Annotated in this window: 22 protein-coding genes and 1 pseudogene; 10 read left to right on the top strand and 13 right to left on the bottom strand. The window is 72.0% G+C overall.

Features of this window, described 5'->3' with window-relative positions:
- Window positions 1–395: 395 nt before the first annotated feature.
- The 11 genes from der to ACFYSC_RS00055 all read right to left on the bottom strand — a co-directional run bounded on the left by der (window position 396) and on the right by ACFYSC_RS00055 (window position 12,181).
- Window positions 396–1,781, bottom strand: coding sequence for a ribosome biogenesis GTPase Der (gene der, locus ACFYSC_RS00005; RefSeq protein WP_389956250.1), 1,386 nt, complete (start codon window positions 1,779–1,781; stop codon window positions 396–398).
- Window positions 1,782–1,810: 29 nt separating this feature from the next.
- Window positions 1,811–2,467 carry a (d)CMP kinase gene (gene cmk, locus ACFYSC_RS00010; RefSeq protein WP_389954422.1) on the bottom strand — a complete coding sequence of 219 codons (657 nt, stop codon included), beginning with the start codon at window positions 2,465–2,467 and terminating at the stop codon, window positions 1,811–1,813.
- A 170-nt stretch (window positions 2,468–2,637) separates the two neighbouring features.
- A complete protein-coding gene (locus tag ACFYSC_RS00015) occupies window positions 2,638–3,762 on the bottom strand; it encodes a prephenate dehydrogenase (RefSeq protein WP_389954424.1) in 1,125 nt (374 codons plus the stop codon).
- A gap of 124 nt (window positions 3,763–3,886) precedes the next feature.
- Window positions 3,887–4,246: a chorismate mutase gene (gene aroH / locus ACFYSC_RS00020; RefSeq protein ID WP_389954426.1), complete on the bottom strand. Its 360-nt coding sequence runs from the start codon at window positions 4,244–4,246 to the stop codon at window positions 3,887–3,889.
- Window positions 4,247–4,328: 82 nt separating this feature from the next.
- A complete protein-coding gene (locus tag ACFYSC_RS00025) occupies window positions 4,329–6,248 on the bottom strand; it encodes a pseudouridine synthase (protein WP_389954429.1) in 1,920 nt (639 codons plus the stop codon).
- Entirely contained in the window at window positions 6,245–6,805 is a 561-nt protein-coding gene (gene scpB / locus ACFYSC_RS00030; RefSeq protein WP_362945313.1) for an SMC-Scp complex subunit ScpB, read from the bottom strand. The genes ACFYSC_RS00025 and scpB overlap by 4 nt, the downstream gene beginning before the upstream one ends.
- The gene (locus tag ACFYSC_RS00035; RefSeq protein WP_389954434.1) at window positions 6,802–7,638 is read right to left on the bottom strand and encodes a segregation and condensation protein A; all 837 of its coding nucleotides are present in this window, start codon (window positions 7,636–7,638) and stop codon (window positions 6,802–6,804) included. The genes scpB and ACFYSC_RS00035 overlap by 4 nt, the downstream gene beginning before the upstream one ends.
- 131 nt (window positions 7,639–7,769) lie before the next feature.
- Window positions 7,770–8,729, bottom strand: a complete 960-nt coding sequence (locus ACFYSC_RS00040) for a ParA family protein (RefSeq protein WP_362945317.1) — start codon at window positions 8,727–8,729, stop codon at window positions 7,770–7,772.
- A 99-nt stretch (window positions 8,730–8,828) separates the two neighbouring features.
- Complete coding sequence (locus ACFYSC_RS00045) at window positions 8,829–9,755, bottom strand: tyrosine recombinase (RefSeq protein WP_389956253.1); 927 nt, start codon at window positions 9,753–9,755, stop codon at window positions 8,829–8,831.
- A 12-nt stretch (window positions 9,756–9,767) separates the two neighbouring features.
- A complete protein-coding gene (locus ACFYSC_RS00050; RefSeq protein WP_389954437.1) occupies window positions 9,768–10,430 on the bottom strand; it encodes an NUDIX domain-containing protein in 663 nt (220 codons plus the stop codon).
- An 80-nt stretch (window positions 10,431–10,510) separates the two neighbouring features.
- Window positions 10,511–12,181, bottom strand: a complete 1,671-nt coding sequence (locus ACFYSC_RS00055) for a CTP synthase (protein ID WP_389954440.1) — start codon at window positions 12,179–12,181, stop codon at window positions 10,511–10,513.
- Window positions 12,182–12,339: 158 nt separating this feature from the next.
- Between ACFYSC_RS00055 and ACFYSC_RS00060 the strand changes: the two genes are divergently transcribed.
- The 5 genes from ACFYSC_RS00060 (at window position 12,340) to ACFYSC_RS00080 (ending at window position 16,325) form a co-directional block, all read left to right on the top strand.
- Window positions 12,340–13,059 (top strand): acyltransferase, encoded by a 720-nt coding sequence (locus ACFYSC_RS00060; protein ID WP_389954443.1) that lies wholly within the window; start codon window positions 12,340–12,342, stop codon window positions 13,057–13,059.
- 160 nt (window positions 13,060–13,219) lie between these two features.
- Window positions 13,220–13,810: a DUF4126 domain-containing protein gene (locus ACFYSC_RS00065; protein ID WP_389954445.1), complete on the top strand. Its 591-nt coding sequence runs from the start codon at window positions 13,220–13,222 to the stop codon at window positions 13,808–13,810.
- A 201-nt stretch (window positions 13,811–14,011) separates the two neighbouring features.
- On the top strand, window positions 14,012–14,641 hold the full coding sequence (locus ACFYSC_RS00070; RefSeq protein WP_389954448.1) for a hypothetical protein: 630 nt from the start codon (window positions 14,012–14,014) through the stop codon (window positions 14,639–14,641).
- A 112-nt stretch (window positions 14,642–14,753) separates the two neighbouring features.
- The gene (locus tag ACFYSC_RS00075) at window positions 14,754–15,344 is read left to right on the top strand and encodes a Uma2 family endonuclease (protein WP_389954450.1); all 591 of its coding nucleotides are present in this window, start codon (window positions 14,754–14,756) and stop codon (window positions 15,342–15,344) included.
- Between the two features lie 111 nt (window positions 15,345–15,455).
- Window positions 15,456–16,325, top strand: a complete 870-nt coding sequence (locus ACFYSC_RS00080; protein ID WP_389954453.1) for an ion transporter — start codon at window positions 15,456–15,458, stop codon at window positions 16,323–16,325.
- A gap of 62 nt (window positions 16,326–16,387) precedes the next feature.
- On the opposite strand, the gene ACFYSC_RS00085 is transcribed toward ACFYSC_RS00080, so the two are convergent.
- Together ACFYSC_RS00085 and uvrB are read right to left on the bottom strand one after the other, a co-directional pair.
- On the bottom strand, window positions 16,388–17,659 hold the full coding sequence (locus tag ACFYSC_RS00085) for a hypothetical protein (RefSeq protein ID WP_389954455.1): 1,272 nt from the start codon (window positions 17,657–17,659) through the stop codon (window positions 16,388–16,390).
- Window positions 17,660–17,844: 185 nt separating this feature from the next.
- The gene (gene uvrB / locus ACFYSC_RS00090; protein WP_389954458.1) at window positions 17,845–19,956 is read right to left on the bottom strand and encodes an excinuclease ABC subunit UvrB; all 2,112 of its coding nucleotides are present in this window, start codon (window positions 19,954–19,956) and stop codon (window positions 17,845–17,847) included.
- 438 nt (window positions 19,957–20,394) lie between these two features.
- Between uvrB and ACFYSC_RS00095 the strand changes: the two genes are divergently transcribed.
- The 5 genes and pseudogenes from ACFYSC_RS00095 (at window position 20,395) to ACFYSC_RS00115 (ending at window position 25,642) form a co-directional block, all read left to right on the top strand.
- Window positions 20,395–22,089 (top strand): SPFH domain-containing protein, encoded by a 1,695-nt coding sequence (locus ACFYSC_RS00095; protein WP_389954461.1) that lies wholly within the window; start codon window positions 20,395–20,397, stop codon window positions 22,087–22,089.
- Window positions 22,086–23,378: an SPFH domain-containing protein gene (locus ACFYSC_RS00100; protein WP_389954463.1), complete on the top strand. Its 1,293-nt coding sequence runs from the start codon at window positions 22,086–22,088 to the stop codon at window positions 23,376–23,378. Before ACFYSC_RS00095 ends, ACFYSC_RS00100 begins: the two co-directional genes overlap by 4 nt.
- A gap of 188 nt (window positions 23,379–23,566) precedes the next feature.
- Window positions 23,567–24,340: a sporulation protein gene (locus tag ACFYSC_RS00105; protein ID WP_389954466.1), complete on the top strand. Its 774-nt coding sequence runs from the start codon at window positions 23,567–23,569 to the stop codon at window positions 24,338–24,340.
- Between the two features lie 224 nt (window positions 24,341–24,564).
- Window positions 24,565–24,699 (top strand): annotated as a pseudogene (locus ACFYSC_RS00110) (RNA polymerase sigma factor); the annotation flags it as partial.
- 22 nt (window positions 24,700–24,721) lie between these two features.
- A complete protein-coding gene (locus ACFYSC_RS00115) occupies window positions 24,722–25,642 on the top strand; it encodes a CU044_5270 family protein (RefSeq protein WP_389954469.1) in 921 nt (306 codons plus the stop codon).
- Window positions 25,643–25,821: the final 179 nt, after the last annotated feature.

The raw sequence follows: 25,821 nt of genomic DNA on the forward strand, positions 1-25,821 counted from the left end.
GGTCGGGAACCTCAAGCGGTTCCTGGATGCGTGCGAACGACACACGACGGGGACCAGCGGGTACGGCGGAGGCGTTGCGCGAGGCTGCCAACAGACGTCCTTCCGGGGAGCACGGATGGAATCGAACTGCGCGCACGCCAAAACGCCCCGGCGAAAATCCAGGGCGTCGGAGGGCAGCGCGAGGGAGCAGCATAACCCATATGGGAAACGAATGTCCACACCTACTAGGTATGTCAACCTCGGTGCCACCTTCAGGATGCCACAGCCGGAGCGAACGCGTCAACTCCCGTGGCCGCCCGGGCCGTACCGGGCGTCGTCCCGGGCGTCGTCCCCCGAAGAACGACGGGCGGCCCGGCGCGCGCGCCGGGCCGCCCGTGGCTTCTCTCCCTCGACGGCTACTTCCTCTTCGCCCCCGAGGACTGCCGCTTCTCACGGATCTTCATGGTGACCTCGATCGGGGACCCGGCGAAGCCGAACTCCTCGCGGATCCGCCGCTCGACGAAGCGACGGTAGGTCTCCTCCAGGAAGCCGGAGGTGAACAACACGAACTTCGGCGGCTCCGTCGACGCCTGCGTGGCGAAGAGGATCTTCGGCTGCTTGCCGCCCCGGACCGGCGGCGGCGTCGCCGCGACCAGCTCGGTGAGGAAGGCGTTGAGCCGCGCCGTGGGAACGCGGGTGGACCAGGAGTCCAGCGCCTTCTCCAGCGCCGGGACGAGCCGGTCGACATGCCAGCCCGTCAGGGCGGAGATGTTGACCCGCAGCGCCCACGGGACGCGGACGAGCTGGCGGTCGATCTCCTTCTCCAGGTAGTAGCGGCGGTCCTCGTCGACGATGTCCCACTTGTTGAACGCCACCACCATGGCCCGGCCGGACTCGATGACCAGGGAGATGATCCGCAGGTCCTGCTCGGTCAGCACCTCACCGGCGTCGATGAGCACGACCGCGACCTCCGACCGCTCCAGTGCGGCCCGGGTGCGCATGCTCGCGTAGAAGTCGGCGCCCTTCAGCTCGCGGTCGCGGCGGCGGATGCCCGCGGTGTCCACGAAGCGCCACGTCCGGCCGCCGAGCTGGATCAGCTCGTCCACCGGGTCGCGGGTGGTGCCGGCCATCGGGTCGACGAGGACGCGCTCCTCCCCCGCGAGCTTGTTCAGCAGCGAGGACTTGCCGACGTTGGGCTTGCCCACCAGGGCCACCCGGCGCGGCCCGCGCTCGGCCTCGAAGCTCTGCTTCGGCGTCTCCGGCAGCGCGTCGAGGATCACGTCGAGCAGGTCGCCGCTGGAGCGGCCGTGCAGGGCGGAGACCGGCTGCGGCTCGCCCAGGCCGAGGGACCACAGCGCGGCGGCCTCCAGCTCCATCTGCTGGTTGTCGACCTTGTTGGCGGCGAGGATGACCGGCTTGCCGGAACCGCGCAGCACGTGGCCGACGATCTCGTCGGCGTCGGTCACGCCCACGGTCGCGTCCACCACGAACAGGATCACGTCGGCCAGGTCGGCTGCGATCTGCGCCTGCTCGGCGATCCGCAACGCCATGCCGGTCGCGTCGGGGTCCCACCCGCCGGTGTCGACCACCGTGAACCTGCGTCCGCGCCAGGCGGCGTCGTAGGTGACCCGGTCGCGGGTCACACCCGGCACGTCCTCCACGACCGCCTCACGACGGCCGATGATCCTGTTGACCAGGGTGGACTTGCCCACGTTGGGACGGCCCACCACGGCCACGACCGGCTGCGGTCCCAGGTCGGGGCCCGCCTCCGGAGAGCTGTTCTCGGTGCCTGGATCGGTCAGCTCAGCGTCGATCCAGCCGCTGTCTTCACTCACGCTTTTTCCTTAATCAGACGCAGCACCCCGGCGATGACCTCTTCGAGGTTCAGCGCCGTGGTGTCGATTTCGACGGCGTCGGCCGCCTTCGCCAGCGGGTCGGTCTTCCGCGTCGAGTCCAGGGTGTCGCGCCGGGCCATCGCGGCCTTCTGCGCCTCCACCGTGGTGCCGGCGAGCTCCGCCGTACGGCGGAGCGCGCGGGCGTCCGCGCTCGCGGTCAGGTAGATCTTGACCGGGGCCTCGGGTGCCACGACCGTGCCGATGTCACGGCCCTCGACGACGATGTCGCCCGCCCCGATGATCTCACGCTGCTCGGTCACCAGCCGCCGTCGCACCTCGGGAACCGCGCTGACGGCGGAGACCGCCGCGGTGACCTCGGCCGTCCGGATGGGCCCGGCGGCGTCGGCGCCGTCGACGGCGACCGTGGGCGCGTCGGGGTCGGTGCCCATCGAGAGGACCGGCTCCGACGCCCTGGCCGCGATCGCCGCGGGGTCGGCGAGATCGACCTCCCGCTGCAGCATCCACCACGTGATCGCCCGGTACATCGCCCCGGTGTCGAGATAACGCAGCCCCAGCGCCCGCGCGACCCCGCGCGACGCACTCGACTTGCCCGACCCCGAAGGACCGTCCATGGCGACGACCAGTCCGGCCACGGCGCCTCTCCCTTACAGCCCGCTTCAGTTGTCCGTACGAGGCTACCGGCAGCGGGACCGCAACCTCGCATCGGAGACCGGGCCCACCGCCCCGTCACGGCCCCCGTCACGGTCTCCGCCGCGCCGGAGCGGGTGCCACGGCGGGCTTCCGGGCCACCGTCCCGCCCCGGTCAGGGCAGGTGCCAGCCGTGGGCGCGCAGCGCCTCCGTCAGCGCCGGCACCGCCTCCGGCTGCACGAGCAGATCCGCCGCGCCCAGCGGCAGACCGGGGGCGTGCTCCAGCCGGACGTCCTCGATGTTGACGCCCGCGTCCCTGGCCACCTGGAACAGCCGGGCCAGCTCGCCCGGCCGGTCGCCGATGATGACCTGGACGGTCGCGTAGTCGCGCGCCGGGCCGCCGTGCTTGCCGGGGATGAGGCCGGTGCCCGCGACACCGCGGCGCAGCAGTTCGGTGACCCTGCCCATGGCCTCCGGGTCTGCCGGGGCGTCCCCGGCGCCCGGAGCGCCCTGGGCGCCCTCGGCGTCCGGGCCGGCCGAGGCGCGCAGCGAGGCCGCGGCGGCGGCGAGATCGGCCGCCACCGCCTCCAGCACGTCGGCCACCGGCAGCGCGTTGCCCGACAGGATGCCCGTCCACAGGTTCGGGTCCCCGGCCGCGATGCGCGTGACGTCGCGGACGCCCTGCCCGGCGAGGCCGAGCGCGGTGGCCGGCGCCTCGGCGAGCCGGGCGGCCACCGCGGAGGCGGTCACGTGCGGGGCGTGCGAGACGACCGCGACGGCCCGGTCGTGCTCGGCCGCCTCGACCTGTACGGCCTCACCGCCGCAGAGCTTGATCAGCAGGCGCAGGGCCTCCACCGCGTCGGGCGAGGTCTTGTCCGTGGGGCACAGCGCCCAGGGGCGGCCCAGGAACAGGTCCGCGCGGGCCGCCGCGGGACCGGAGCGCTCCCGGCCCGCGAGCGGGTGCCCGGCGACGTAGGTGGCCAGGTCGCAGCCGACCTCGGCGGCCTGCCGGAGCGGGAGCGCCTTGACGCTGGCGACGTCGGTGTAGAAACGGGCCGCCCCGGCCCGCTGCAGCTCCGCGAGCTGGCCCGCCACCGCCTGCGGCGGGACCGCGATGACCGCCATGTCCACGGTCCCACCGGCCCACTCGACGCCGGCGCCCAGCTCGCGGGCCAGCCGTACGGAGGCCGGGTCGCGGTCGGCGAGGTGGACGGTGACGTCCTGCCCGCGCAGGGCGAGGGCCACCGACGTGCCGATCAGGCCGGTGCCGACGACGAGGACGTTTTCGAGGCCGCTCACGTCTGTCCTTAGGGTGCTGGGGCTCGTGGCGGGGCCGGAGCGATCCTCCGCGGTGACCGCGGCGGGACCGCCGCCCGGATCACCGCCGGAATCACCGGTCAGACCGCCGCCGGGCTCGCTGGGCTCACTGGGCGATGTCCACCCGCAGGGCGACCGCGCCGCGCAGGTAGACGTGCTGGATCTCCTGGCGCGGCCGGTCGGTCTCCACGTGGGCCATCAGCCGGACGACGCGGGGCAGCGCGCCCGGGACGTCGATCTCGGACGCGCAGATGAGCGGCACGTCGTGGAAGCCGAGCTTGCGGGCGGCCAGGGCGGGGAACTCCGCGGTCAGATCGGGGGTGGCGGTGAAGATGACGCTGATCACGTCGTCGGTGGTGAGCCTGTTGCGCTCCATCACCTCGGTGACCAGCTCGGTGACACCGGACAGGACGGACTCCCGGTCGTTTCCGTCGACCTGGATCGCCCCGCGGATCGCCCGCACCATCGCCGCTCCCCCTTCATGTGCACGCCGGACCCGCCCGAAGCGGGACGGGTCCGGTGTGCCCCGAACGCGTGTGTATCCGAGATTACAGGCCGACGGCGGCGTAGAGCTCGCCGACTTCCTTGAGGGTCAGCGCGCGGACCGTGCCCGGCTTGAGGCGGCCGAGCTTGACCGGGCCGAACTCGATGCGGGCGAGGTCGATGACCGGGTGGCCGACCTCCTCCAGCATGCGGCGCACGACGTGCTTGCGGCCCTCGTGCAGGACGATCTCCACCAGCGCCTGCTGGCCGTGCTCCTGGACCACGCCGAAGGAGTCGGCCTTGGCGATGCCGTCCTCCAGCTCGATGCCCTTCTGCAGGCGGCGGCCGAGGTCGCGCTCGATCTTGCCCGGTACCTTCGCCCAGTACTTCTTCTGCACGCCGTAGCTGGGGTGGGTGAGCCGGTTGGCCAGCTCGCCGTCGTTGGTGAGCAGGATCAGGCCCTCGGTCTCGGTGTCGAGACGGCCGACGTGGAAGAGCCGCTCGGTGCGGTCGGCGACGTAGTCGGCCAGCGAGGGACGGCCCTCGGGGTCGGCCATGGTGCTGACGACGCCGATGGGCTTGTTGATCGCGAGGTAGACCAGGTCGGGCATGGTCGGCAGGCGCTTGCCGTCCACGTGGATGACCTGCTTGGCCGGGTCGACGCGGGCGCCGAAGCGGCGGACGACCTGACCGTCGACCGTCACGCGGCCCTCGCCGATCATCTCCTCGCAGGCCCGGCGGCTGGCCACGCCCGCCTGGGCGAGGACCTTCTGCAGCCGAACTCCGCCGGGGACCTCGGTGGTGTCGCGCTCGTCGGTGTAGTCGGCGTCGTAGAAGTCGGGGTCGCGGCGCGGCTGGCGGGCGGTCTTGAACCGGTCGTTCGCGGTCCCGCCGGGCCTGCGCGCGGCAGGGGCCCCGGAGGCGCGGCCGGCCGGGCTCCGGCGCTCGCCGTACGAGCCGGACCGCGCGCCGCCGATCGTCTGGATCTCGTCCCGGCGGCCGGTCCTGCCGAATCGGCCGCGGGAGCCGCCCCGGGGGGCGTCGTCGCGGCGGGGGCCGCCGGAACGGTCGTCACGGCGGGGGGCGTCGAAGCGCTCCTCACGACCGGAACCGCCGAAGCGGTCGTCACGGCCGGAGCTGCCCCGGGGGGCGTCGTCACGGCGCGGACCGCCGAAACGGTCGCGCGAACCGCCGCGCTCGGCGCGGAAGCCCTCACGGTCGTCACGCCGGGGACCACCGAAACGGTCATCGCGGCGGGGACCGGCGGAACGGTCATCACGGCGGGGACCACCGAAGCGCTCGCCGCCGCCGGAACCGCCGAAGCGGTCGTCACGGCGGGGACCGGCGGAACGGTCGTCACGGCCGGAGCCGTACCCGCCACGCGAACCGCCGCGCTCGGCGCGGAAGCCCTCACGGTCGTCGCGCCGGGGACCACCGAAACGGTCATCGCGGCGCGGAGCGCCGGAACGGTCGTCACGGCGCGGACCACCGAAGCGGTCGTCACGGCGCGGCGCGTCGGACCGGAATCGGGGCGCGTCGGAACGGGATCCGCCACGGTCATCGCGGCGGAAGCCGCCGGAACGGTCGTCACGGCGCGGACCGCCCGAACGATCGTCACGGCGCGGACCGCCGAAACGCTCGCCACGGCCGGAGCCTCCCCGGGGGGCGTCGTCGCGGCGGGGACCGCCGAAGCGGTCGTCGCGGCCGGAGCCGTACCCGCCACGCGAACCACCGCGCTCGGCGCGGAAGCCCTCGCGGTCGTCACGCCGGGGCGCGTCGGACCGGTCGTCGCGGCGCGGGCCGCCGGAGCGGTCGTCGCGGCGCGGCGCGTCGGAGCGGAAGCCGCCCCGGGATCCGCCGCGGAACCCGCCGGCCCCGGATCCTCCCCGGGTGCCGCCGCCTCCGCGGGGGCCGCCGCCGCGCGGGGCTCCGCCGCGGCCTCGACCGCGTCCATCACCGGACGGGGTGCTACGCCTGTCGTTCACTGCTTCTGCTCCTCTAGGTTTTCCACGTCGTCGGGAAGGAACGGTGCCAGCTCGGGAAGCTCCTCGAGGTCCCGCAGGCCCATCCGTTCGAGAAAGTACGAGGTCGTTCGGTAAAGAAGTGCCTGGCTGTCGGAGTCGGTGCCGGCCTCCTCGACCAGCCCCCTCGCCACCAGCGTGCGCATCACGCCGTCGCTGTTGACGCCCCGGATCGCCGCCACCCTGGCCCGGCTGACCGGCTGGCGGTAGGCGACGACGGCCAGGGTCTCCAGCGCGGCCTGGGTGAGCCGCGCCTGCTGGCCGTCGCGGACGAACCGCTCCACGAGGGACGCGCACTCGGCCCGCGTGTAGAACCGCCAGCCGCCCGCGACCTCTCTCAGATCGAAACCCCGTCCGGCGGCGGTGTATTCCGCCGACAGCGCGCGCAAGGCGGCGGCGATCTCCGGGACGGGGCGTTCGAGCACCTGGGCCAGGGTGACCTCGGCGACCGGTTCGTCCACCACGAGCAGGATGGCCTCAAGCCCGGCTCGCAGGCCGGCCTCGGGCGCCACGTCGGTCATGAAGGCTCTTTCCCGCCGCTCTCGTCGTAGTCGTCCGCCACGGCGACATCGCCGTCGTCGCTGCCCGTCCAGGTCACGTGCAGCTCTCCCAGAGGCTCGACCTGCTCGAAGGAGACGGCCCCCTCCCGGTAGAGCTCCAGGACGGCCAGGAAACGCGCGACGACCTCGAAGGTGCCGGCGCAGTCGGAGGTGAGCGCCCGGAACGTCGCCCTGCGGATCCGCCTCAGCCGCTCGACAAGGATAACCGCCTGCTCGCGGACATTGGCGAGCGGCTGGTAGATGTGGGAGACCGACACCGAGGGCGGCGCCTTGGGGGTGAAGGCCCGCCGCGCGATCTCCGCGAGGCGCTCGGGACCGATGCCCAGCACCAGTTCGGGCAGCAGGCCCGCGAACCGCGCCTCCATGGGGACGACCCGGGGGAAGCGCAGCGCCTCCTCTGCCATCCGGCCGGAGAAGACCTTCGCGACCTCCTTGTAGGCCCGGTACTGCAGGAGGCGGGCGAACAGCAGGTCGCGAGCCTCCAGCAGGGCGAGGTCCTCCTCGTCGTCCACCTCGCCGGACGGCAGCAGCCGGGCCGCCTTCAGGTCGAGCAGGGTCGCCGCGACGAGCAGGAAGTGGCTCGTCTGGTCGAGGTCCCACTCCGGTCCCCTGGCGCGGATGTAGGAGATGAACTCGTCGGTGACCTGGCTGAGGGAGACCTCGGTGATGTCCAGCTTGTGCTTGGCGATCAGGCCGAGCAGCAGGTCGAAGGGACCCTCGAAGACCTCCAGGCGGACCCGGAAGGTGTCGGCGGCCGGCTCTGCCTGCCCGGCCGGCAGCGGCTGCTCGGTCATCCCGCCATTGTCCCGTACCCCGGCCGCGCCCATCGCCCCCGGCGCGCCACCGCGCCCGTCCACGCTCGTCACGCCGGGTCACCCCCGGCGCTCCACCGCGCCCGTCCCCCGGACGCCTCTCCCGCGGCGGGTCAGCGTTCCTGGGCGTGCTCCTCGGCGCTCCACCTGGCCAGGACCTCGCGGGCCAGCTCGCGGTAGGCGCTGGCGCCCAGTGAGGAGGAGTCGAAGCTGGTGATGGGCTCACCGGCCACCGTGGCGTCCGGGAAGCGGACCGTACGGTTGATCACGGTGTGGAATACCTTCTCGTCGAACGCCTCGACCACCCGGGCCAGCACCTCACGGCCGTGCAGGGTGCGCGCGTCGTACATGGTGGCGAGCAGGCCCTCGATGACCAGGTCCTCGTTGATGCGCTGCTGGACCTTCACGATGGTGTCCATGAGCAGCGCGACGCCTCGCAGCGCGAAGAACTCGCACTCCAGCGGGACCATGACGCCGTGCGCGCAGGCCAGCGCGTTGATCGTGAGCAGGCCCAGCGAGGGCTGGCAGTCGATCAGGCAGACGTCGTACTCGGGCAGCAGCGGCTTGATCACCCGGCCGAGCACCTGTTCGCGGGCGACCTCGGTGACGAGCTGGACCTCGGCCGCGGACAGGTCGATGTTGCTCGGCAGGAGGTCCATGCCCTCGACGCCGGTCTCCATCAGGACTTCCCTGGCGGTGATCTGCGGGTCCATCAGGAGGTTGTAGACCGTCAGGTCGAGCTGGTGGGGGTTGATGCCCAGGCCGACCGAGAGGGCGCCCTGCGGGTCGAAGTCGACCAGCAGCACCCTCAGCCCGGCCTCGGCCAGCGCCGCGCCCAGGTTGATGGTGGTGGTGGTCTTGCCGACCCCGCCCTTCTGGTTCACCATGGCCACGACGCGCGCCGGTCCGTGTACCGTGCGCGGGGGCGGATCGGGGAAGACCGGGCGGGGCCGCCCGGTGGGGCCGAGGACTCCCCCCGGGTGAGGGCTCCCCGCGGTCTTGGTGTCGCCCCAGGGATTCTCGGGGTTTCCCGGGGTCGTTCCCCGAGCAGAACCGTCGGTGGTCACAGTCACCAGTTGAACCTCCCTGACGGCCTCGAACCGGACCGTCCGGACGGACACTATGGCGTCAACACGTATGCGGCAAGGCGGCACGCCCGAACACAAGCAAGCTCAATGCCGCGCGCGGGGGCGCGCGGCGGCGTACGCCTCCCGGAGCTTGTCGACCGTGACCAGGGTATAGACCTGCGTGGTCGTCACCGAGGCGTGGCCGAGCAGCTCCTGAACCACCCTAACGTCCACACCCCCGTCCAGGAGGTGTGTTGCGAACGAATGTCGCAAGATATGGGGGGAGATTCCGGCCAGTCCCCCGCGCTCGGCGGCGGCCTGGAGCACCTCCCAGGCTCCCTGCCTGGTCAGCCTGCCGCCCCTGGCGTTGAGGAACAGCCCCTGGCCGCCCCTTCCCCGGGCGGCGATTCGAGGGCGCCCGCGGGTGAGATAGGCGCCGAGCGCCTCCCTGGCGAAGCGGCCCAGCGGCACCGCGCGGACCCGCCCGTCCTTGCCGCGCAGCCGTACCCGCTGGATCCCGGCGTCCAGGTCGACGTCGTCCACGGCGAGCCCGACGGCCTCGGAGATGCGGGCGCCGGTGCCGTACAGCAGCTCCAGCAGCGCCCGGTTGCGGATGGTGAGCGGCGCGTCCTCGGGCCCGGCGGCGGCGATGAGGCGCTCCACCTCCGCCACGCTGATCGCCTTGGGCAGCCGCCGCAGGCGGCGTGGCGGGCGCACCGCGTGCGCGGGGTCCCGCCCGGACAGGCCCTCGCGCAGCGCGAAGCGGTGCAGTCCGCGTACGGCGGAGGCGGCGCGCGCCACGGAGCTGGCGACGAGGGCCTGGTGGTCCTCGTCGCCGTCCCCGAGCGCGGTCAGGAAGGCCGTGACGTCGCCCTCGACGACCTCGCCGAGGGCGATGCGGCCGCGGTTCCTCAGATGCGCGGTGTACCGCAGGAGGTCACGGCGGTAGGAGGCCAGTGTGTTGGCGGCCAGCCCCCGCTCCACCGCGAGGTGGGCGAGGTAGCTCTCGAGGACGGCCTCCGTCTCGCTCAGGGTGTCCTCCCGTCATGCCTCCGGTGCGTCGGCGGGCCGCAGAGAGGCGAAAGCGTCCGCCGAAGCGGCGTATGCGGCGAGAATACCGGCCACGGCCTGGGAATTGTGGATCATTCCCGCCAGGGCACGCCGAACCGCTTCGGACAGGGGAATCCACACCACCGGCATGTCGGCCTCCTCGTGCCGCCGGACGAAGTCCAGCTCCCCGTCGGAGATGGGGCTGAGGTCCCTGGCGAGGAAGATCCGGGTCCGCTCGTCCGTCATCCCCGGCGAGGTGAAGGCGTCGACGAGGGTGTGCCAGGTCCGCGCGCGGTAGCCCGCCTCCTCGGCCAGCTCCCGCGCCGCCCCGGCGTGCAGCGGCTCGCCGTCGACGTCGCGCAGCCCGGCGGGCAGCTCCCACAGCAGCCGCCGGACCGGGTGGCGGTACTGGCGGATCATCAGGACCCGGTCCTCGTCGTCGAGCGCCACCACGGCCACCGACCCGGGGTGGCGGACGTAGTCACGCGCGACGACCTCGTCCTCGCCGTCCCCGTCCGGCATGACGACCCGTTCGGTCAGCGCGGTGATGACCCGCCCGGAGAAGTGCTCGGCCGAGGAGACGACCTTCCACTCCGCCGGGGCGTCGACGACCTCGGGGACCCCGGAACCGGCGGAGGCGTCCGCCCGGTCCGCCACCGGCCCGTCCGGCCCGTCCGGCTCAGAGGCGTTGGGGGCGCCGGATCCGCCGGCACGGCCCGCCCGCGGCTCGGGCGCGCTCACTTGCCCCGCCCGGTCTTCGCCGCGTCGCTCCGGGCCTCGGCGTAGGCCAGGGCGGCGGAGACGAGACCCGAGAACAGCGGGTGCGCGCGGGTCGGCCGGGAGCGGAACTCCGGGTGCGCCTGGGTGCCGATGAAGAACGGGTGGACGTCGGCGGGCAGCTCGGCGTACTCCACCAGGCGGCCGTCGGGCGACAGGCCGGAGAAGACCATGCCGATCTTCTCCAGGTCGGCGCGGTAGGAGTTGTTGACCTCGTAGCGGTGACGGTGGCGCTCTTCGGCCCTGGCCTTGCCGTACAGCCGGCGGGCGAGCGAGCCCTCGGTGAGCTTGGCGGGGTAGAGGCCCAGCCGCATGGTGCCGCCCATGTCGCGGTCGCCGGCGACGACGTCCTTCTGGTCGGCCATGGTGGAGATCACCGGGTGCGGCGTCTCGGGGTCGAACTCGGTGCTGCCGGCGTCCTCGATGCCCGCGAGGTTGCGGGCGGCCTCGATGACCATGCACTGCATGCCCAGGCAGATGCCGAGCAGCGGGACCTTGTTCTCCCGGGCGTGCCGGATCGCGCCGAGCTTGCCCTCGATGCCGCGCACGCCGAAGCCGCCGGGGATGAGCACGCCGTCCACGCCGTCGAGCTCGCGGGCGGCGCCCTCGGGGGTCTCGCAGTCGTCGCTCTTGACCCAGCGGATGTTGACGCGGGCGTCGTTGGCGAAGCCGCCGGCCCGCATCGCCTCGGTGACCGACAGGTAGGCGTCGGGCAGGTCGATGTACTTGCCGACGAGCGCGATCGTGACCTCCCTGGCCGGGTGGTGCACCCGGCGCAGGAGTTGCTCCCACTCCTTCCAGCCGACGTCGCGGAAGGGCAGGCCGAGGCGGCGGACGACGTAGGCGTCCAGGCCCTCCGTGTGCAGGACCTTGGGAATGTCGTAGATGCTCGCGGCGTCCACGGCCGAGACGACGGCGTCCTCGTCGACGTCGCACATCAGGCTGATCTTGCGCTTGATCGGGGCGGCGACCGGCCGGTCCGAGCGCAGGACGATGGCGTCGGGCTGGATGCCGATGCTGCGCAGCGCGGCCACGGAGTGCTGGGTCGGCTTGGTCTTCAGCTCGCCGCTCGGCCCGATGTACGGGAGAAGCGAGACGTGGAGGAAGAACACGTTGTCGCGGCCGACCTCGTGACGGACCTGGCGGACGGCCTCCAGGAAGGGCAGCGACTCGATGTCGCCGACGGTCCCGCCGACCTCGGTGATGACCACGTCGACGTCGGGGCCGGCCATGGACCGGATGCGGTCCTTGATCTCGTTGGTGATGTGCGGGATGACCTGGACGGTGTCTCCGAGGTACTCTCCGCGGCGCTCCTTGGCGATCACATTGGAGTACACCTGGCCGGTGGTCACGTTCGCTGAGCCGTGCAGCTCGGTGTCGAGGAAACGCTCGTAGTGGCCGACGTCGAGGTCGGTCTCGGCTCCGTCGTCGGTGACGAACACCTCACCGTGCTGGAACGGGTTCATCGTCCCGGGGTCGACGTTGAGGTAGGGGTCCAGCTTCTGCATGGTGACTCGCAGGCCACGCAGCTTGAGGAGGCGTCCGAGGCTCGACGCCGTCAGTCCCTTACCGAGACTGGAGGCGACGCCGCCGGTGACGAACAGATGCTTGGTTTGTGCGGCGCTGCGCAAGAAGTCTCCCGTGGTCGCGATAGAGCTGCAGGCACCCCCTGATAGGGGCCTACTGTCCACGGGCTCTCAGAATATCAAACGACCGTCGCGAACCGCCCCGTCACCTGCCCCTGCCCCGCATTCCCCAGGTAAACCCCTGACCGGTAACTTATGCCCTTATGTCAGTACATGGGGTGTTGAGGCGCACCCTCAGCGCTCTTGTCCACCGCGGCTGGTCCGCGCTCCGCGCCGCCGGCGAGATCACCCCGGCCGGCCCCGGCGGCTACCGGTTCCGTCGCCTGGGCGAGGGCGCCCGCCTGGCCTTCCCCCCCGGCGCGGTCTTCGGCGAGCAGTGGATCGAGATCGGCGAGGAGACCCTCGTCGGCGAGCGGGTCTCCCTCTCCGCCGGCATGGCCCCGGGAGCGGACCTCGGCCCCGACGGCATCGTGCGGATCGGCCGGCACTGCTCCATCGGCCGGGGCGGTCACATCGTCGGGCACCAGTCGATCGACATCGGCGACCACGTCTTCACCGGCCCCTACGTCTACATCACCGACCAGAACCACGTCTACGACGACCCCGAGACGCCGATCGGCCGCCAGTGGCCCCGCAACAACCCCGTGGTCATCGGCTCCGGCTCCTGGCTGGGCACCGGCGCGATCATCCTGCCGGGCACCCGGATCGGCCGGCAGTGCGTGGTCGCCGCCGGGGCCGTGGTCCGCGGCGAGTTCCCCGACCACAGCGTGATCGCCGGCGTCCCGGCCAGGGTGGTCCGCCGCCACGTCCCCGGCCACGGCTGGCTCCCGCCCCACCTCGCCGCCGACGGCTCCCCCGGAGCCGTCTCGGCTCCCGGGATCACCGTTCCGTCCGACGGCGCGGTGATCCCGGGTACGCCATGACCCCCGCACCTCCAGGGGCCTCCTCCACCGCCGCGGTGACCTCGGGTACACCGTGACCCCCGCACCTCCCGGGACTCCCTCCGCCGCCGTGGTCCGCCGGGGCGGGATCTTTGCCCCGTGATCGTTCGTTGAGGGAAGGGCGACACACGGAGGAGACACGATGCTCGCGGCATTAACCGGTCTGGGGCTTTCCACGGCGGCCGGGCTCAACGCCTACATCCCGCTGCTGGTCGTCGGCGTCCTCGCCAACCTCACCGACGAGGTACGGCTGCCGAGCGAGTTCGCCTGGCTGTCCAACGGCTGGGTGCTCGCGATCATCGGCGTGCTGCTGCTCGCCGAGATCGTGCTCGACAAGGTCCCTGCGGTCGACAGCGTCAACGACATGATCCAGACGGTCGTCCGCCCGGCCTCCGGCGGCGTGGTGTTCAGCGCCACCGAGGCGGCGGCCCGGCTCGACGGCTCGACCTGGATGAGCCACAACCCCTGGCTGAGCTGGGTGCTGGGCATCGCGATCGCGCTGGCCGTACACCTGATGAAGTCCACCGCCAGGCCGGTCGTCAACGTCTCGACCGCCGGGGTGGGCGCCCCCGTGGTCAGCACCCTGGAGGACGCCGGCTCGCTCGGCATGAGCCTGGTCGCCGTCTTCATGCCGGTCCTGGTGGTCGTCGGGGTGGTGGTCCTCGCCCTGTTCGGCTGGTGGGCGGTGCGCAAGGTACGGCGCCGCCGCGCCCTGCGCCGAAGTCCGGCCTGACACCGGCTCGCCGCTCCGCCCGGCACAAAGGGAGGAGCGGGGAGCCGGGCGGCCCGGATGACGGCCCCCGGCCGGGTCTTCCCCACGACCTCGCGGACGGTCCCGGCCTACCCGGAAGCATCGGCCCCGCCCGCCCACGGCTCCGCCCCGGCCGCACCGCCGGGGATATGCTCGAAGAATCCGTCTCGCCCCCGCCAGGAGGTGGCTCCCATCGGTACTTTCATCACCATCGTCCTGGTGATCCTGCTGTTCGTCCTTCTCGCCTCGGCGGCCGGGATCTATCTGCTGGTCAAGGTCGGCAAGAAGGCCACCAAGGAGGCCCGCAAGGTCGGCGACCGGGTCGCCACCCACGTGGCGTCGATGGGCACCGGCGAGGCCGCCGAGGCCGAGCGGATGCGCATCGACCTCCGCAGGGAGGTCTCCCTGACCCGCCAGGCCGTGGAGAGCGCCCTGCGGGACGGCTGGGGTCTGGGCGATCTCCCCCACCTGGTGGCCGAGATCGCCATGCAGGCCGACCAGCTCGACGCCCAGCTCGGCCTCTACGCCCAGCACAGACGGACGTCGGCCTACGTAGACCACGCCTCACTGAGCCTGCTGCGCGACCACCACGCCAAGCTGACCACCTCGTGCGCCCGCATCCGCGCCGACCTGCTCAACGACCAGATGACGCACTCGGCCGGATACATCGCCGACATCCAGAACCGCACCGACCTGGAGATCGAGGCCCGCCGCCAGGCCCCGATCCGCGACCCCCTGGACGAGATCGACGAGCTCCACCGGCGCGCGATGGCCGAGCGCCCCCATCCGAAGAGCCCCGCCGACGGCCACTGAGCGTGTCATCATGGACGCGTCACGCAGTCACCGGGAGCGGCGTCGGCGGACCCTGAGCGCGCCATCATGATCACCCACCGCCCGTAGACGGAATGCCCCGGGGAGGCGGCGGATGACCACGGCGCTTCCGGAGTGGCTCCACCCCGGCCCGCCCGGCGGGTGGACGGCCGACATGCTCGACCGCCTTCCCCCTGACGCGCCGAAGCACGTGGAGCTGATCGACGGGTCTCTCGTGATGCGGCCGCCGCAGACCTTGTTCCACATGCTCACGGTGACGCTGCTGGAACAGCGGCTCGTTCCGCCGGCCGATCTCGTGGTCGCCCGGGAGATGACGGTCACCCTGGGCATGCGGCAGCGCCCGGAGCCCGACGTCCTCGTCGTCAACCGGTCGGCCCTGCAGAACCTGAGCACGACCACCTTCAAGCCGGAGGACGTCCACCTCGTCGTCGAGGTGGTGTCCGCCGAGTCCATGGAGCGGGATCGCACCACCAAGCCGATCAAGTACTCCGACGCCGGGATCAGATACTTCTGGCGCGTCGAGCAGGAGGACGAGGGCGCCGTCGTCTACACCTTCGAGCTGGAGCCCTCCGTCAGAGCGTACGTGCCGACCGGCATCCACCGGGGGCGGCTGCGGACGTACGCCGGCTTCGACGTGGACATCGACCTCGACCTGAGCACGTACATGGGAGGCAAGGCTCCGTAGAAGCCGCTCCACGCCCGCCTCCGCCCGCGCGGCGTCCTGGTTCTCCCGCTCGAACGAGATGTCCGTTGGTCCACCGAAAAGGTGTCGTGCCGGATTTGGGATGATCGACCGGTGACCCCTCCCCCTACGGACGCCGGCCGGGTGCCGACACGAGAACGTGTGCGCCGCATCCTCGAAACCCCCCGCCTGCAGCGGGTCATCATTTTCGTCATCGTCCTCAACGCGGTCACCATCGGCTGCGAGACCTCCTCGGTCCTCGCCGACCGGGTCGGCGGCCTGCTGCACGTGATCGACCGGGTCACCCTGGCCGTCTTCGCCGCCGAACTCGCCGCCCGGCTGTACGCCTACCGTGAGAAGTTCTTCCGTGATCCGTGGAGCTGGTTCGACACGATCGTCGTGGCGGTCTCCTTCGCCCCCGCGTCGGCCTCCACCTCGGTGCTGCGCACACTGCGGATCGTGCGGACGCTGCGCCTGGTGTCGGCGGTGCCCAGCCTGCGAAGGATCATCGACGCCCTGATGGCGGCCGCTCCCGGCATGCTCTCGATCGTCGGCCTGATCGTCCTGCTGGTGTACGTCTCGGCGGTGCTGGCCACGCATCTGTTCCGCGACATCGCCCCGCAGTACTTCGCCGAGCTTCCCACCTCGCTGTTCACCCTGTTCCAGGTCATGACCGGCGAGGCGTGGCCCGACATCGCCTCCGAGGTGATGGAGCAGAAGCCCTGGGCGTGGGTGTTCTTCGTCGGCTACATCCCGCTGACCACGTTCGTGGTGCTGAACCTGTTCATCGCCGTCGTCGTCACCGCCATGGACGACCAGACCACCTCGGCCGAGGAGCAGCGCGTCGAGGACACGCTCGCCGTCATCGCCGGGGAGCTGGCCCGCCTGCACGCCAAGATCGATGAGCTGCAGGCGTCCGCCGGTGACCACCGTCCCAACGGGAGAGCCGCGGCGGAGCCCTCCGAGACGACCGGGCCCGGTTAGGTTCCGTTTCACGGATCACCCCGCCTGCCGCGGTCGGCCGGGCGGGGACCCGCGGAACAGACCTAGTCCAGGCGCCAGATCATGCCGTTGGTGAACGGCATCTCCTCGGACTCGGTGTGGTCCCGGCCGACCGCCCAGACCGAGGCCGATCCGGGGCGGCGGGCGAGCGCCGCCACCGAGCGCCCTCCGAGCGGGCCACGGTCGGCCTCGTACGTCCGCCATCTCCCGCCGGTGAGGCGGCCCAGGCCGTGGGGGACGGTCGTCCACAGGCCGCCCGCGCCGTCGGCGACGATGTCACGGCCGATGGAGAGCCGTTCGGGCACGACCCTGACCAGCCACCGGCCGCCGCTCCATCTCATGAGCACGGGCCGGACGCACGTCGTCTCCTCCTCTCCGCAGATCCGGTACATCGAGCCGAGCACCCACGCCTCTCCCCCGTCGCCCACCGCGAGGGCGACCACCACCGTCTCCCGCTGCCGCTCCCCGTACAGGCGAGGGATCGGCGGGCGCGGGACCGGAGTCCAGCGGCGACCGCTGCGGCGGGCGACGGCGATGTGCCCGCCCTCGTCTCCGGCGATCCACACCTGACCGGACGCGGTCGCCTGCAGGGCGCCCACGCGGAAGGGCGGCCTCTGCGAGAGCCGGCGGTCACCGTCCCAGTGGTGGATCCTGCCGGAGGTCGCCGCCCAGACCTCGTCACGGCCGGTCGCGGCGACCCCCGTGACCCCCGAGTCCAGCACGGACACCGTCCATGACGTGCCGTCCCAGCGGGCTGTGCAGACGTCGGAGCCGCCGCTCATCGTGGTGGCGCTGCAGCGGCCGAACACCCGCAGGGCGCCGTCACGGGAGGCCGCGATCCGGCCCACCTCCACCACCCGGTCGAGTTCGGGCAGCCCGTGCCAGCGCCGGCCGTCCCATCGCATCGCATAAGTCAGCGTGCGGCGCGGCCCGCAGGGGTCGCCCGTCGCGGGGAACTCGCGCTCCCCGACGGCGTACACCGTGCCGTCGGGCAGCGCCGTCACGGCGCGGTAGTCGTCGCCGTAGGGGTAGGCGTTGTAGTGCACGAGGCGCATCCCACCCCCGGAGGGGAGCGGCGGCGAGGTGGGGGGCAGCGTGGAGTCCGGGTGGAGGTGGCAGCGGTTCCCGGGGGAAGTCGCCACCGCGCCGGAAGGGGTCCACGCCGCGCCGGGAGAGGGCCCGGCCTGCGGCCCCGGGGAGGGAACCGTCGCGCCGGATCCGGGGGCGGCCGAGCATCCGGCGGACAGAGCGGATAGAGCGGACAGAGCGGCCATGGCCAGGCCCGCCAGAGCTGAGCGCACCGCTTTTCGGCCCATGCCGGGCATTCTGGCATCAAGGGTCGCGCCGCGGCCACGGGATCGTCGTCATCGGCATCGCACGCGCGGATGCCTGCCGTCATCGGCGTCGTACACGGAGGCGCCCGCCGGCCGCCCCAGGTCCCGGGGCGGCCGATCGCCGGTCTCCCGATCGTCGCCGGGCCGCCGGGTCTCCCCGGCGGCGGTCAGGAGACGCCGGCCTCGCGCATGTCGCGGACCTCGCGCTTGAGCTCCTTGATCTCGTCTCGGAGCCGGGCGGCGACCTCGAACTGCAGGTCGGCTGCGGCCTGGTGCATCTGCTCGGTGAGCGAGGCGACCAGCTCCTCCAGCTGGGCCCGGGGCATCTCCCCGGCGATGGCCTTGGCGTGCTGGCCGGCGGCCTTGGACGCGAAGCCGGGGACCGGCGCCTTGCCGCGCGACTGCTGGCGGCCGTTGCCGCCGAGGAGCTGCTCGGTGTCGGCGTCCTCGCGGTTGAGCGAGTCGAGGATGTCGGCGATCTTCTTGCGGAGCGGCTGCGGGTCGATGCCGCGGGCCTCGTTGTAGGCGACCTGCTTGGCCCGGCGGCGGTTGGTCTCCTCGATCGCCCGCTCCATGGAGGGGGTGATCCGGTCGGCGTACATGTGCACCTGGCCGGAGACGTTCCGGGCGGCACGGCCGATCGTCTGGATCAGGGAGGTCTCCGAGCGCAGGAACCCCTCCTTGTCGGCGTCGAGGATGGCCACCAGCGACACCTCGGGCAGGTCGAGGCCCTCGCGCAGGAGGTTGATGCCGACCAGCACGTCGAACTCGCCGGAGCGCAGCTCGCGGAGCAGCTCGATGCGGCGCAGGGTGTCGACCTCGCTGTGGAGGTAGCGGACCCGGATGCCGAGCTCCAGGAGATAGTCGGTGAGGTCCTCGGCCATCTTCTTGGTCAGCGTGGTGACGAGGGTCCGCTCGTCCTTCTCGGCGCGGATCCTGATCTCGTGGACGAGGTCGTCGATCTGCGACGTCGTGGGCTTGACGATCACCTCGGGGTCGACCAGGCCGGTCGGCCGGATGACCTGCTCGACCACGTCGCCGCCGGAGCGACCCAGCTCGTAGGAGCCGGGGGTGGCCGAGAGGTAGACGGTCTGGCCGATCCGCTCCAGGAACTCCTCCCACTTCAGCGGGCGGTTGTCCATCGCGGACGGCAGCCGGAAGCCGTGCTCGACGAGCGTGCGCTTGCGGGAGGCGTCGCCCTCGTACATCGCGCCGATCTGCGGGACGGTCTGGTGCGACTCGTCCAGCACGAGGAGGAAGTCCTCGGGGAAGTAGTCGAGCAGGGTGTTGGGGGCGCTGCCGGGGGCGCGGCCGTCCATGTGGCGCGAGTAGTTCTCCACGCCGGAGCAGGTGCCGATCTGGCGCAGCATCTCCAGGTCGTAGGTGGTGCGCATGCGCAGCCGCTGGGCCTCCAGGAGCTTGCCCTGGCGCTCCATCCTCTCCAGCGTCTCGGCCAGCTCGGCCTCGATGCCGTTGACGGCCTTCTCCATCCGCTCGGGGCCCGCGACGTAGTGGGAGGCGGGGAAGATGTAGACCTCGTCGTCGTCGGTGATCACCTCGCCGGTCAGCGGGTGCATCGTGGAGAGCTTCTCGATCTCGTCGCCGAACATCTCGATGCGCACGGCGAGCTCTTCGTACTTGGGGATGATCTCGATGGTGTCGCCGCGGACCCGGAAGGTGCCCCGGGTGAAGGCCAGGTCGTTGCGGGTGTACTGCATGTCGACCAGGCGGCGCAGCAGGCGGTCGCGCTCGATCTCCTGGCCCGTCTGGAGACGGACCATGCGGTCGACGTACTCCTGCGGGGTGCCCAGGCCGTAGATGCACGACACCGACGCCACCACGATCGTGTCGCGGCGGGTCAGCAGCGAGTTGGTCGCGGAGTGGCGCAGCCGCTCGACCTCGTCGTTGATCGAGGAGTCCTTCTCGATGTAGGTGTCGCTCTGCGGGACGTACGCCTCGGGCTGGTAGTAGTCGTAGTACGAGACGAAGTATTCGACCGCGTTGTTCGGCATCATCTCGCGCAGTTCGTTGGCGAACTGCGCGGCGAGCGTCTTGTTGGGCTGGATGACCAGGGTCGGCCGCTGCAGCCGCTCGATCAGCCAGGCGATCGTGGCGGTCTTGCCGGTGCCGGTGGCGCCCAGCAGGACGGTGTCCTTCTCCTCCGCCCGCACGCGCCGCTCCAGCTCGGCGATCGCTGCGGGCTGGTCGCCCGACGGGGTCATCTCGGTGACCACCTGGAAGGGCGCCACCTTGCGCTGCAAATCAGTTACCGGCCTCACTCCACCCACTGTAGGCGGGCCCACCGACATTTCCGTCCGGCCGTACGGCCGGCCTCGCTCCCCGGCGTTCTCCTCCACGGCACGGGGGGATCCCGGCGCGCGGGCGGAACGAGCGCAATCCGTCCGGCCGTACGGGCACCTTCGGCCCGCCGGGCACGTTGGGCGTAAAGAAGGTGTAAAGAAAACGTCCGGACGGGCGGGGGCGAGGGACGGGGGCGCGGGGTCGGCGGGTGGCCTCCGGGGTGGGCCGGGCGGCTTCGATCCGGTTTAATCCGGCGGCAAGCCGACGTCAAGCCCGGTGGACTTCACTTCCGGGTACGGCCTCGCCATCCGGCTTCCCCGGCTCAATGCGCCGGACAAAAGCTCGCGAAGACTGATATATCGGACTATCTAGTACGACTACCTCCCGGAGGTCAGATGTCTCGGTCACAACAGGTCATGCGGACCGCCACGGCGGCCGCCCAGGCGATAGGACAGGGAGGCGACCCACGCCAGATGGCCGGCCAGGCCGTGGGCCGGCTCGCGGGCCGGTTCACCGGCCAGGGGCCCGGCGAGCAGGGCTTCGCGCTCGACCCGTCCGACTTCGCCGCGGCCCGCGACCAGGACATCTCCACGGGGACGGTCATCGAGGCCCGCAGCGCCTCACTGACAGAGGCCGGTGAGATCCTCGGCCGGAGCTTCGCCTCGGCGGGGCCGGACGGCCGGCCGGCCCACGTGATCTCGCCGGTGGTGATCCCCAAGGGGACGACGGCGCGGGTGGTCATTCCGCTGGTGGTCCTGGCCGTCCTCGGCCTGGCCGGGCTGGTGGCCACCGGGCTGCCGGACGGCGCACGGGTGCTGTTCGGCCTGCACTACTGGCTGGTCCTGGTGCTGGCCGCCGCGTTCCTGTGGTGGCGGCGCAGCGTGGTCATGGTCCCCGAGGGCGCCAAGGCGCTGATCACCAAGTTCGGCAAGCTCGTGCAGATCGCCGAGCCGGGCCGGGTGACGCTGTTCAACCCGTGGAAGCGGGTCAGCTACATCGTCAACACCACCCGCGAGTACCCCTTCAACGCGCCCATCAGCGAGGCCCCGACGCAGCAGGGCGTCAAGGCGAGCGTCGACCTGTTCCTGCAGTTCCGCATCGAGGACCCGGCCGAGTTCATCTTCGTCCTCGGCTCGGTCAGCGGCTTCCAGGCCAAGCTGCAGAACGCCATCAGCGAGGTCACCCGCTCCCTCATCTACTCCCAGCGCGCCGAGGAGATCTACGACCTGGTCGGCGAGAGCACCCTGGGCATGCTGGACACCCTCAACCAGCAGTTCCTGCCCGCCGTACGGCTCACCGACGTGAACATCACGCACGCCGAGCCGACGAGCCAGGAATACCGGATGGACCTCGCCGCCCCCGAGATGATCAGGGTGGCCAAGGAGGCCTACACCTACGAGTACGAGCTGCAGCTGCGCAAGGAGCAGAACGAGGGCGACATCGTCAGGGAGCTCGCCGGGCTGCAGGAGCAGCTGTCGGCGATCCAGGCCGAGATCGCCGGCTACCAGGCCCGGATGGACACCGCGCTGGAGCGCGCCTCCTACCAGGCCAAGGCGCAGGCGGGCCAGCGGCTGGTGGAGGCGGAGTCCACCGCCAAGGCCAACGCGGCGCTGCTGGAGGCGCAGGCGCTGGACATCCGGGCGCTGAGCGCGGCCCAGGCGCCGGAGATCCTGGACTACCGGTTCCAGCAGGACCTGCTCGACAAGCTGGAGGCCGTGGCGGCGCACCTGCCCCGGATGGTGCAGGTGGGCGAGCGGCCCGACATCGACCTGCTGGCCCTGGCCAGGCAGCTCGTCGGCAGCCGCGAGACGCAGCTGTTCTCCGAGGAGGACATGGCGGCCATCAGGGCGCGCGTCACCGAGATCGGCAGGAGGGTCGAGGAGCGCGGCTCGGAGATCGCCGCGCTGCTGAACCCGGCCCCGGAGACCGGCGCCGGTGCGGGCGGAACGACCGGCGGAATCGGTACGGCGGGACCGACCGGCGGGACACCACAGACACCGCAGCCGGTACAGACGGCGCGGCCTGAGCAGGCGGAACCGCCGGGGCGGGCGCTCCGGGCGGCCGGGGCGCAGGACGGGCCGGCGGCCCGGGAAGGTGAGGACGTGCGATGAGCGCCGAGTTCTCCAAGATCAAGGAATCCCTGGCCTCCTGGTCGGAGATCCGCCAGCTGCTGCGCGGCGGCGAGTCCGGCCGGCTGGTCCCGGTGGTCATCCCCAAGGACCGCCGCGGTTTCGCCTGGCTGACGCTGCTGTTCGCCGCCCTCTACCTCGCCGGCACGGCGGTGCTCGCCGACGGGGTGATCTCCTTCCTGGCCGCGGTGGGCGCGGTGGTCCTGCTGCTGGTCACGCTGGTGTGGGTGTGGCGGCGGGCGATCATCGAGATCGAGGAGGGCACCACCGGCGTGCGCAGCCGCTGGGGCGCGGTCACCGGCACCCTGCCCCCGGGCCGCCACTACCTGTGGCTGCCGTGGGACCGGGTGGACGCGGTGGTGGACACCTCCACCGAGATCCCCTACTCGGCGCCGATCGTGGCCTGCCCGACCGCGGAGAACGTGCCGCTGAAGTCGATCGAGTTCTTCCTGAAGTTCCGCATCGTCGACCCGGTGGCCTTCGTCCGGACGATCGGGGCGAGCAACTTCGACCTGGTGCTGAGCAGCGCCGTACAGGACGCCATCCGTCAGCGCAGCCGCAGGGTGCACACCGAGCGCGCCTACGACCTGCGCGGGTCCGACGTCGGTGACATGCAGGAGCTGCTGACCCGTCAGCTCGGCCGGTACGGCGTGCGGATCACCGGCGCCAACATCCCCGACGTGCAGCTGCCCGACGCCTACCAGCAGCACTTGGCCACCCGCGAGAAGGTCGCCAAGGAGCTGTCGGCGTTCGAGCGGGAGTGGGAGCTCACCCGCAAGCGGCGGATCGACACGCTGCTGATGGAGATCGAGCGCGCCAAGAAGACGCGGGACGCGCGGATCGTGGAGGTGCGGGCCGCCGCCAACACCGCCCGCAAGGACGTCGCCCGCATGCTGGAGGAGCACGAGACCGAGGCGCAGCGGGTGCGCTGGGAGATCGAGGCCAAGGGGCGGGCCGAGCTCACCTCCGCCGAGAACGAGGCCCGAGGGCTGCGCAGGCTGGCCGACTCCTACCGCGACAACCGGGCCGTGCTCCAGTACGAGCTGGCCCGCCGCCGCCTCGACGTGGGGGCCAGGCTCGCCGAGAGCGCCCCGCGTCCCCTGGTGGTCCGAACCGACGGCACGTCCGGCGAGTCGTCGGCGCTGTCCACGATGCTCCTGGCCCAGCTCCTGCCGCGGCTCGGTGGCATCGGCGACGGCGGCGGCGCGAACGGAAACGGGAACGGGAACGGCGCGGACGGCCAGGCCTGGCCGTCCGGCCGGCCCGGCTGAGCCCGTCCCGGCAGGCCCGGCCCGGCCGGACCCCGCCCCGGCCCGGCCGGGATCAGCCGGGGCGTCCGGCCCCTCGCCCGTCCCGGCCATACGCCTCCCGGCCAGGCGTGTTCCCCCCGCACCCATCCCGACCACGCGCCCGAACGGGCGCTTCCCATCTCAGATCAGACACCAACCGGGGAGTCCCCATGGTTTTCCGCAAGCTGATGGCCGCGTTCGGCGCGGGCGTCGAAGTCGACACGATCCTGCAGAACTCCCACGTCCGTCCCGGTGAGGTCCTGCGCGGGCGGGTCGACTTCCGCGGCGGCGGCTCCGACCACCAGGTCGAGGGCATCTTCATCGACTTCACCGCGGTCGTCGAGGTCGAGAGCGGCGACAATGAGCACCACGCGACCTACAGCTTCCTGCGCGAGCAGGTGGCCGGGCCGTTCCAGCTCGCGGCGGGCGCGTCCCACTCGGCGCCGTTCGAGATCGCCGTCCCGTGGGAGACCCCGATCAGCGCCGTCGGCGGCCACCCGCTGCGCGGCATGCGGCTCGGCGTGGCCACCGAGCTGGCCCTGGCCGGAGCGCTCGACAAGGGCGACCTCGACCCGCTGTTCGTCAACCCGCTGCCCGCCCAGGACAACGTGCTCGGCGCGCTGAGCCGGATGGGCTTCCACTTCAAGAAGGCCGACCTGGAGCGCGGCACGCTGCGCGGCTCGCGGATGCCGTTCTTCCAGGAGATCGAGTACCACGCGGGCCACGAGTACGGCCGGCACTTCAGCGAGCTGGAGCTGACGTTCATCACCGGGCCGCACTCGATGGACGTCATCCTGGAGGCCGACAGGCGCGGCGGGTTCCTGTCGTCCGGCGGCGACACCTACGACCGGTTCACGGTCCGCCACGGCGACCATCCGGGCCAGGTGGAGCAGTCGCTGCGCGCGGGGCTGGAGGCGATGGCCCGCAGGCGCGGCTGGTTCTGACCGCCCACACCGGCTACGGCCCGAGGCTCCGGGAGGGGCGCGAGGCAGGCCGTTCCGATCGCGCGGCCCGCGTGTCCGGGATTCCGCGCCTCACCAGGTCATCGGCTCCGGTGGGGCTTTTCGATGGCGGGGCCCGTGGCGCGAACCGCTCACAGTGATCTGCCACATTCCAAAAGGTGCCGGACATTCACCAGGTGTCCGGCACCTTTCGGCAAGGAGATCCTGTGACACACCGAGATCGCTTCGAGGCGGTCTATGACGCGTACCACCCGGCGATACATCAGTACGCCGCCCGTCGTATCCGCTCCCCCGACGACACGGCCGACGTCATCTCCGAGACGTTCCTCACCGCCTGGCGGCGTATCGATGACGTTCCCGAAGGTGAGGAGGCGCCCGCGGTGGCAGGCCGGTGCCCTCGGGCTCGCGGCGGCCGCGGCCGCCGCGGTGGTCCTCCTCGGCCAGGCCGTCCCCGCCTCCTCGCCCTCTCCTGCGGTCACCGGTGTCACCGCCCTGCAGGGAACGTCGATTCTGCTGGCCGCCGCCGCCAAGGCCCAAGCCGCCCCGGAAGGGGCCTACTGGCGCCTTCGGGAGCTATACGTGGGGTCGGCGGGGCCGTACGGCGAAAGCGGCGACGCCTACCGGCTCAAAACCACCTACCTCTCGGAGGATTGGGTGGCCAAGGACGGCCGCAGATGGATGGGCCGCAGGCAGCTGGCCGCCACCCCTCTCGACACGGAGGCGTGGCGCAGGGACGGCTCGCCGGCCGAATGGGAGATGGGACCGGATGGCGGCGTCTACTCCACCTCGCCCGGCGAGGGCACGCTCACCCCGCTCAAGGGACGGCGGAAGCTCTACTGGAGTGCCCTGCCCCTGACGCTGAAGGAGATCGAGGCGCTTCCCGCGGATCCCGAGGCGCTGAAGAAGCGAGCCGCCGACGCGATCCGCAGTGATCAGGACTTCGCCGGTTCGGTGGAGGACGGCCTGCCCTCCGTCCTGGCCGAACTCCTGTATCACCTGCCCGTCTCCCCGCAGGTGCGCGGTGCCGCCTACCAGGCGCTGGCGACACTGCCCGCGGTGCGGATCGAAGGCCGGGCCACCGACCCGCAGGGGCGGCCGGGGGTCGCCGTGACCTTCCCGATCCGGGAGGGCCTGCCCTCCCGGAATAAATTGATCATCGATCCCGGCACCTCCAAGGTGCTGACCGCCGAAGACACCGGAGTGCCGCGGAAGGGTGACCGGGCCACCGTGGTGCTGGAGTCCGGCTGGACCGACGCCGAACCGTCCCCGCCCTCGACCGGCTGAGGTCCGGCCCGGTGAGGGGCGTGGGACCGGCCGGGCACCGGTCTCACGCCGACCGTCCCGGATGCGTCCGCTCTCGGCGAGGGTCGTAGGCGGTTGGGCGCCGGTCAGGCCGGAGCGGGGGCCGATGTCCGGCCGGAGCCGGGGGTTCCGCACCGTTCCGTGCCCGGAGGGCGGCGGGA

Source organism: Streptosporangium sp. NPDC004379 (genome assembly GCF_042873875.1).
In the GTDB taxonomy this organism is placed as follows: Bacteria; Actinomycetota; Actinomycetes; order Streptosporangiales; family Streptosporangiaceae; genus Streptosporangium.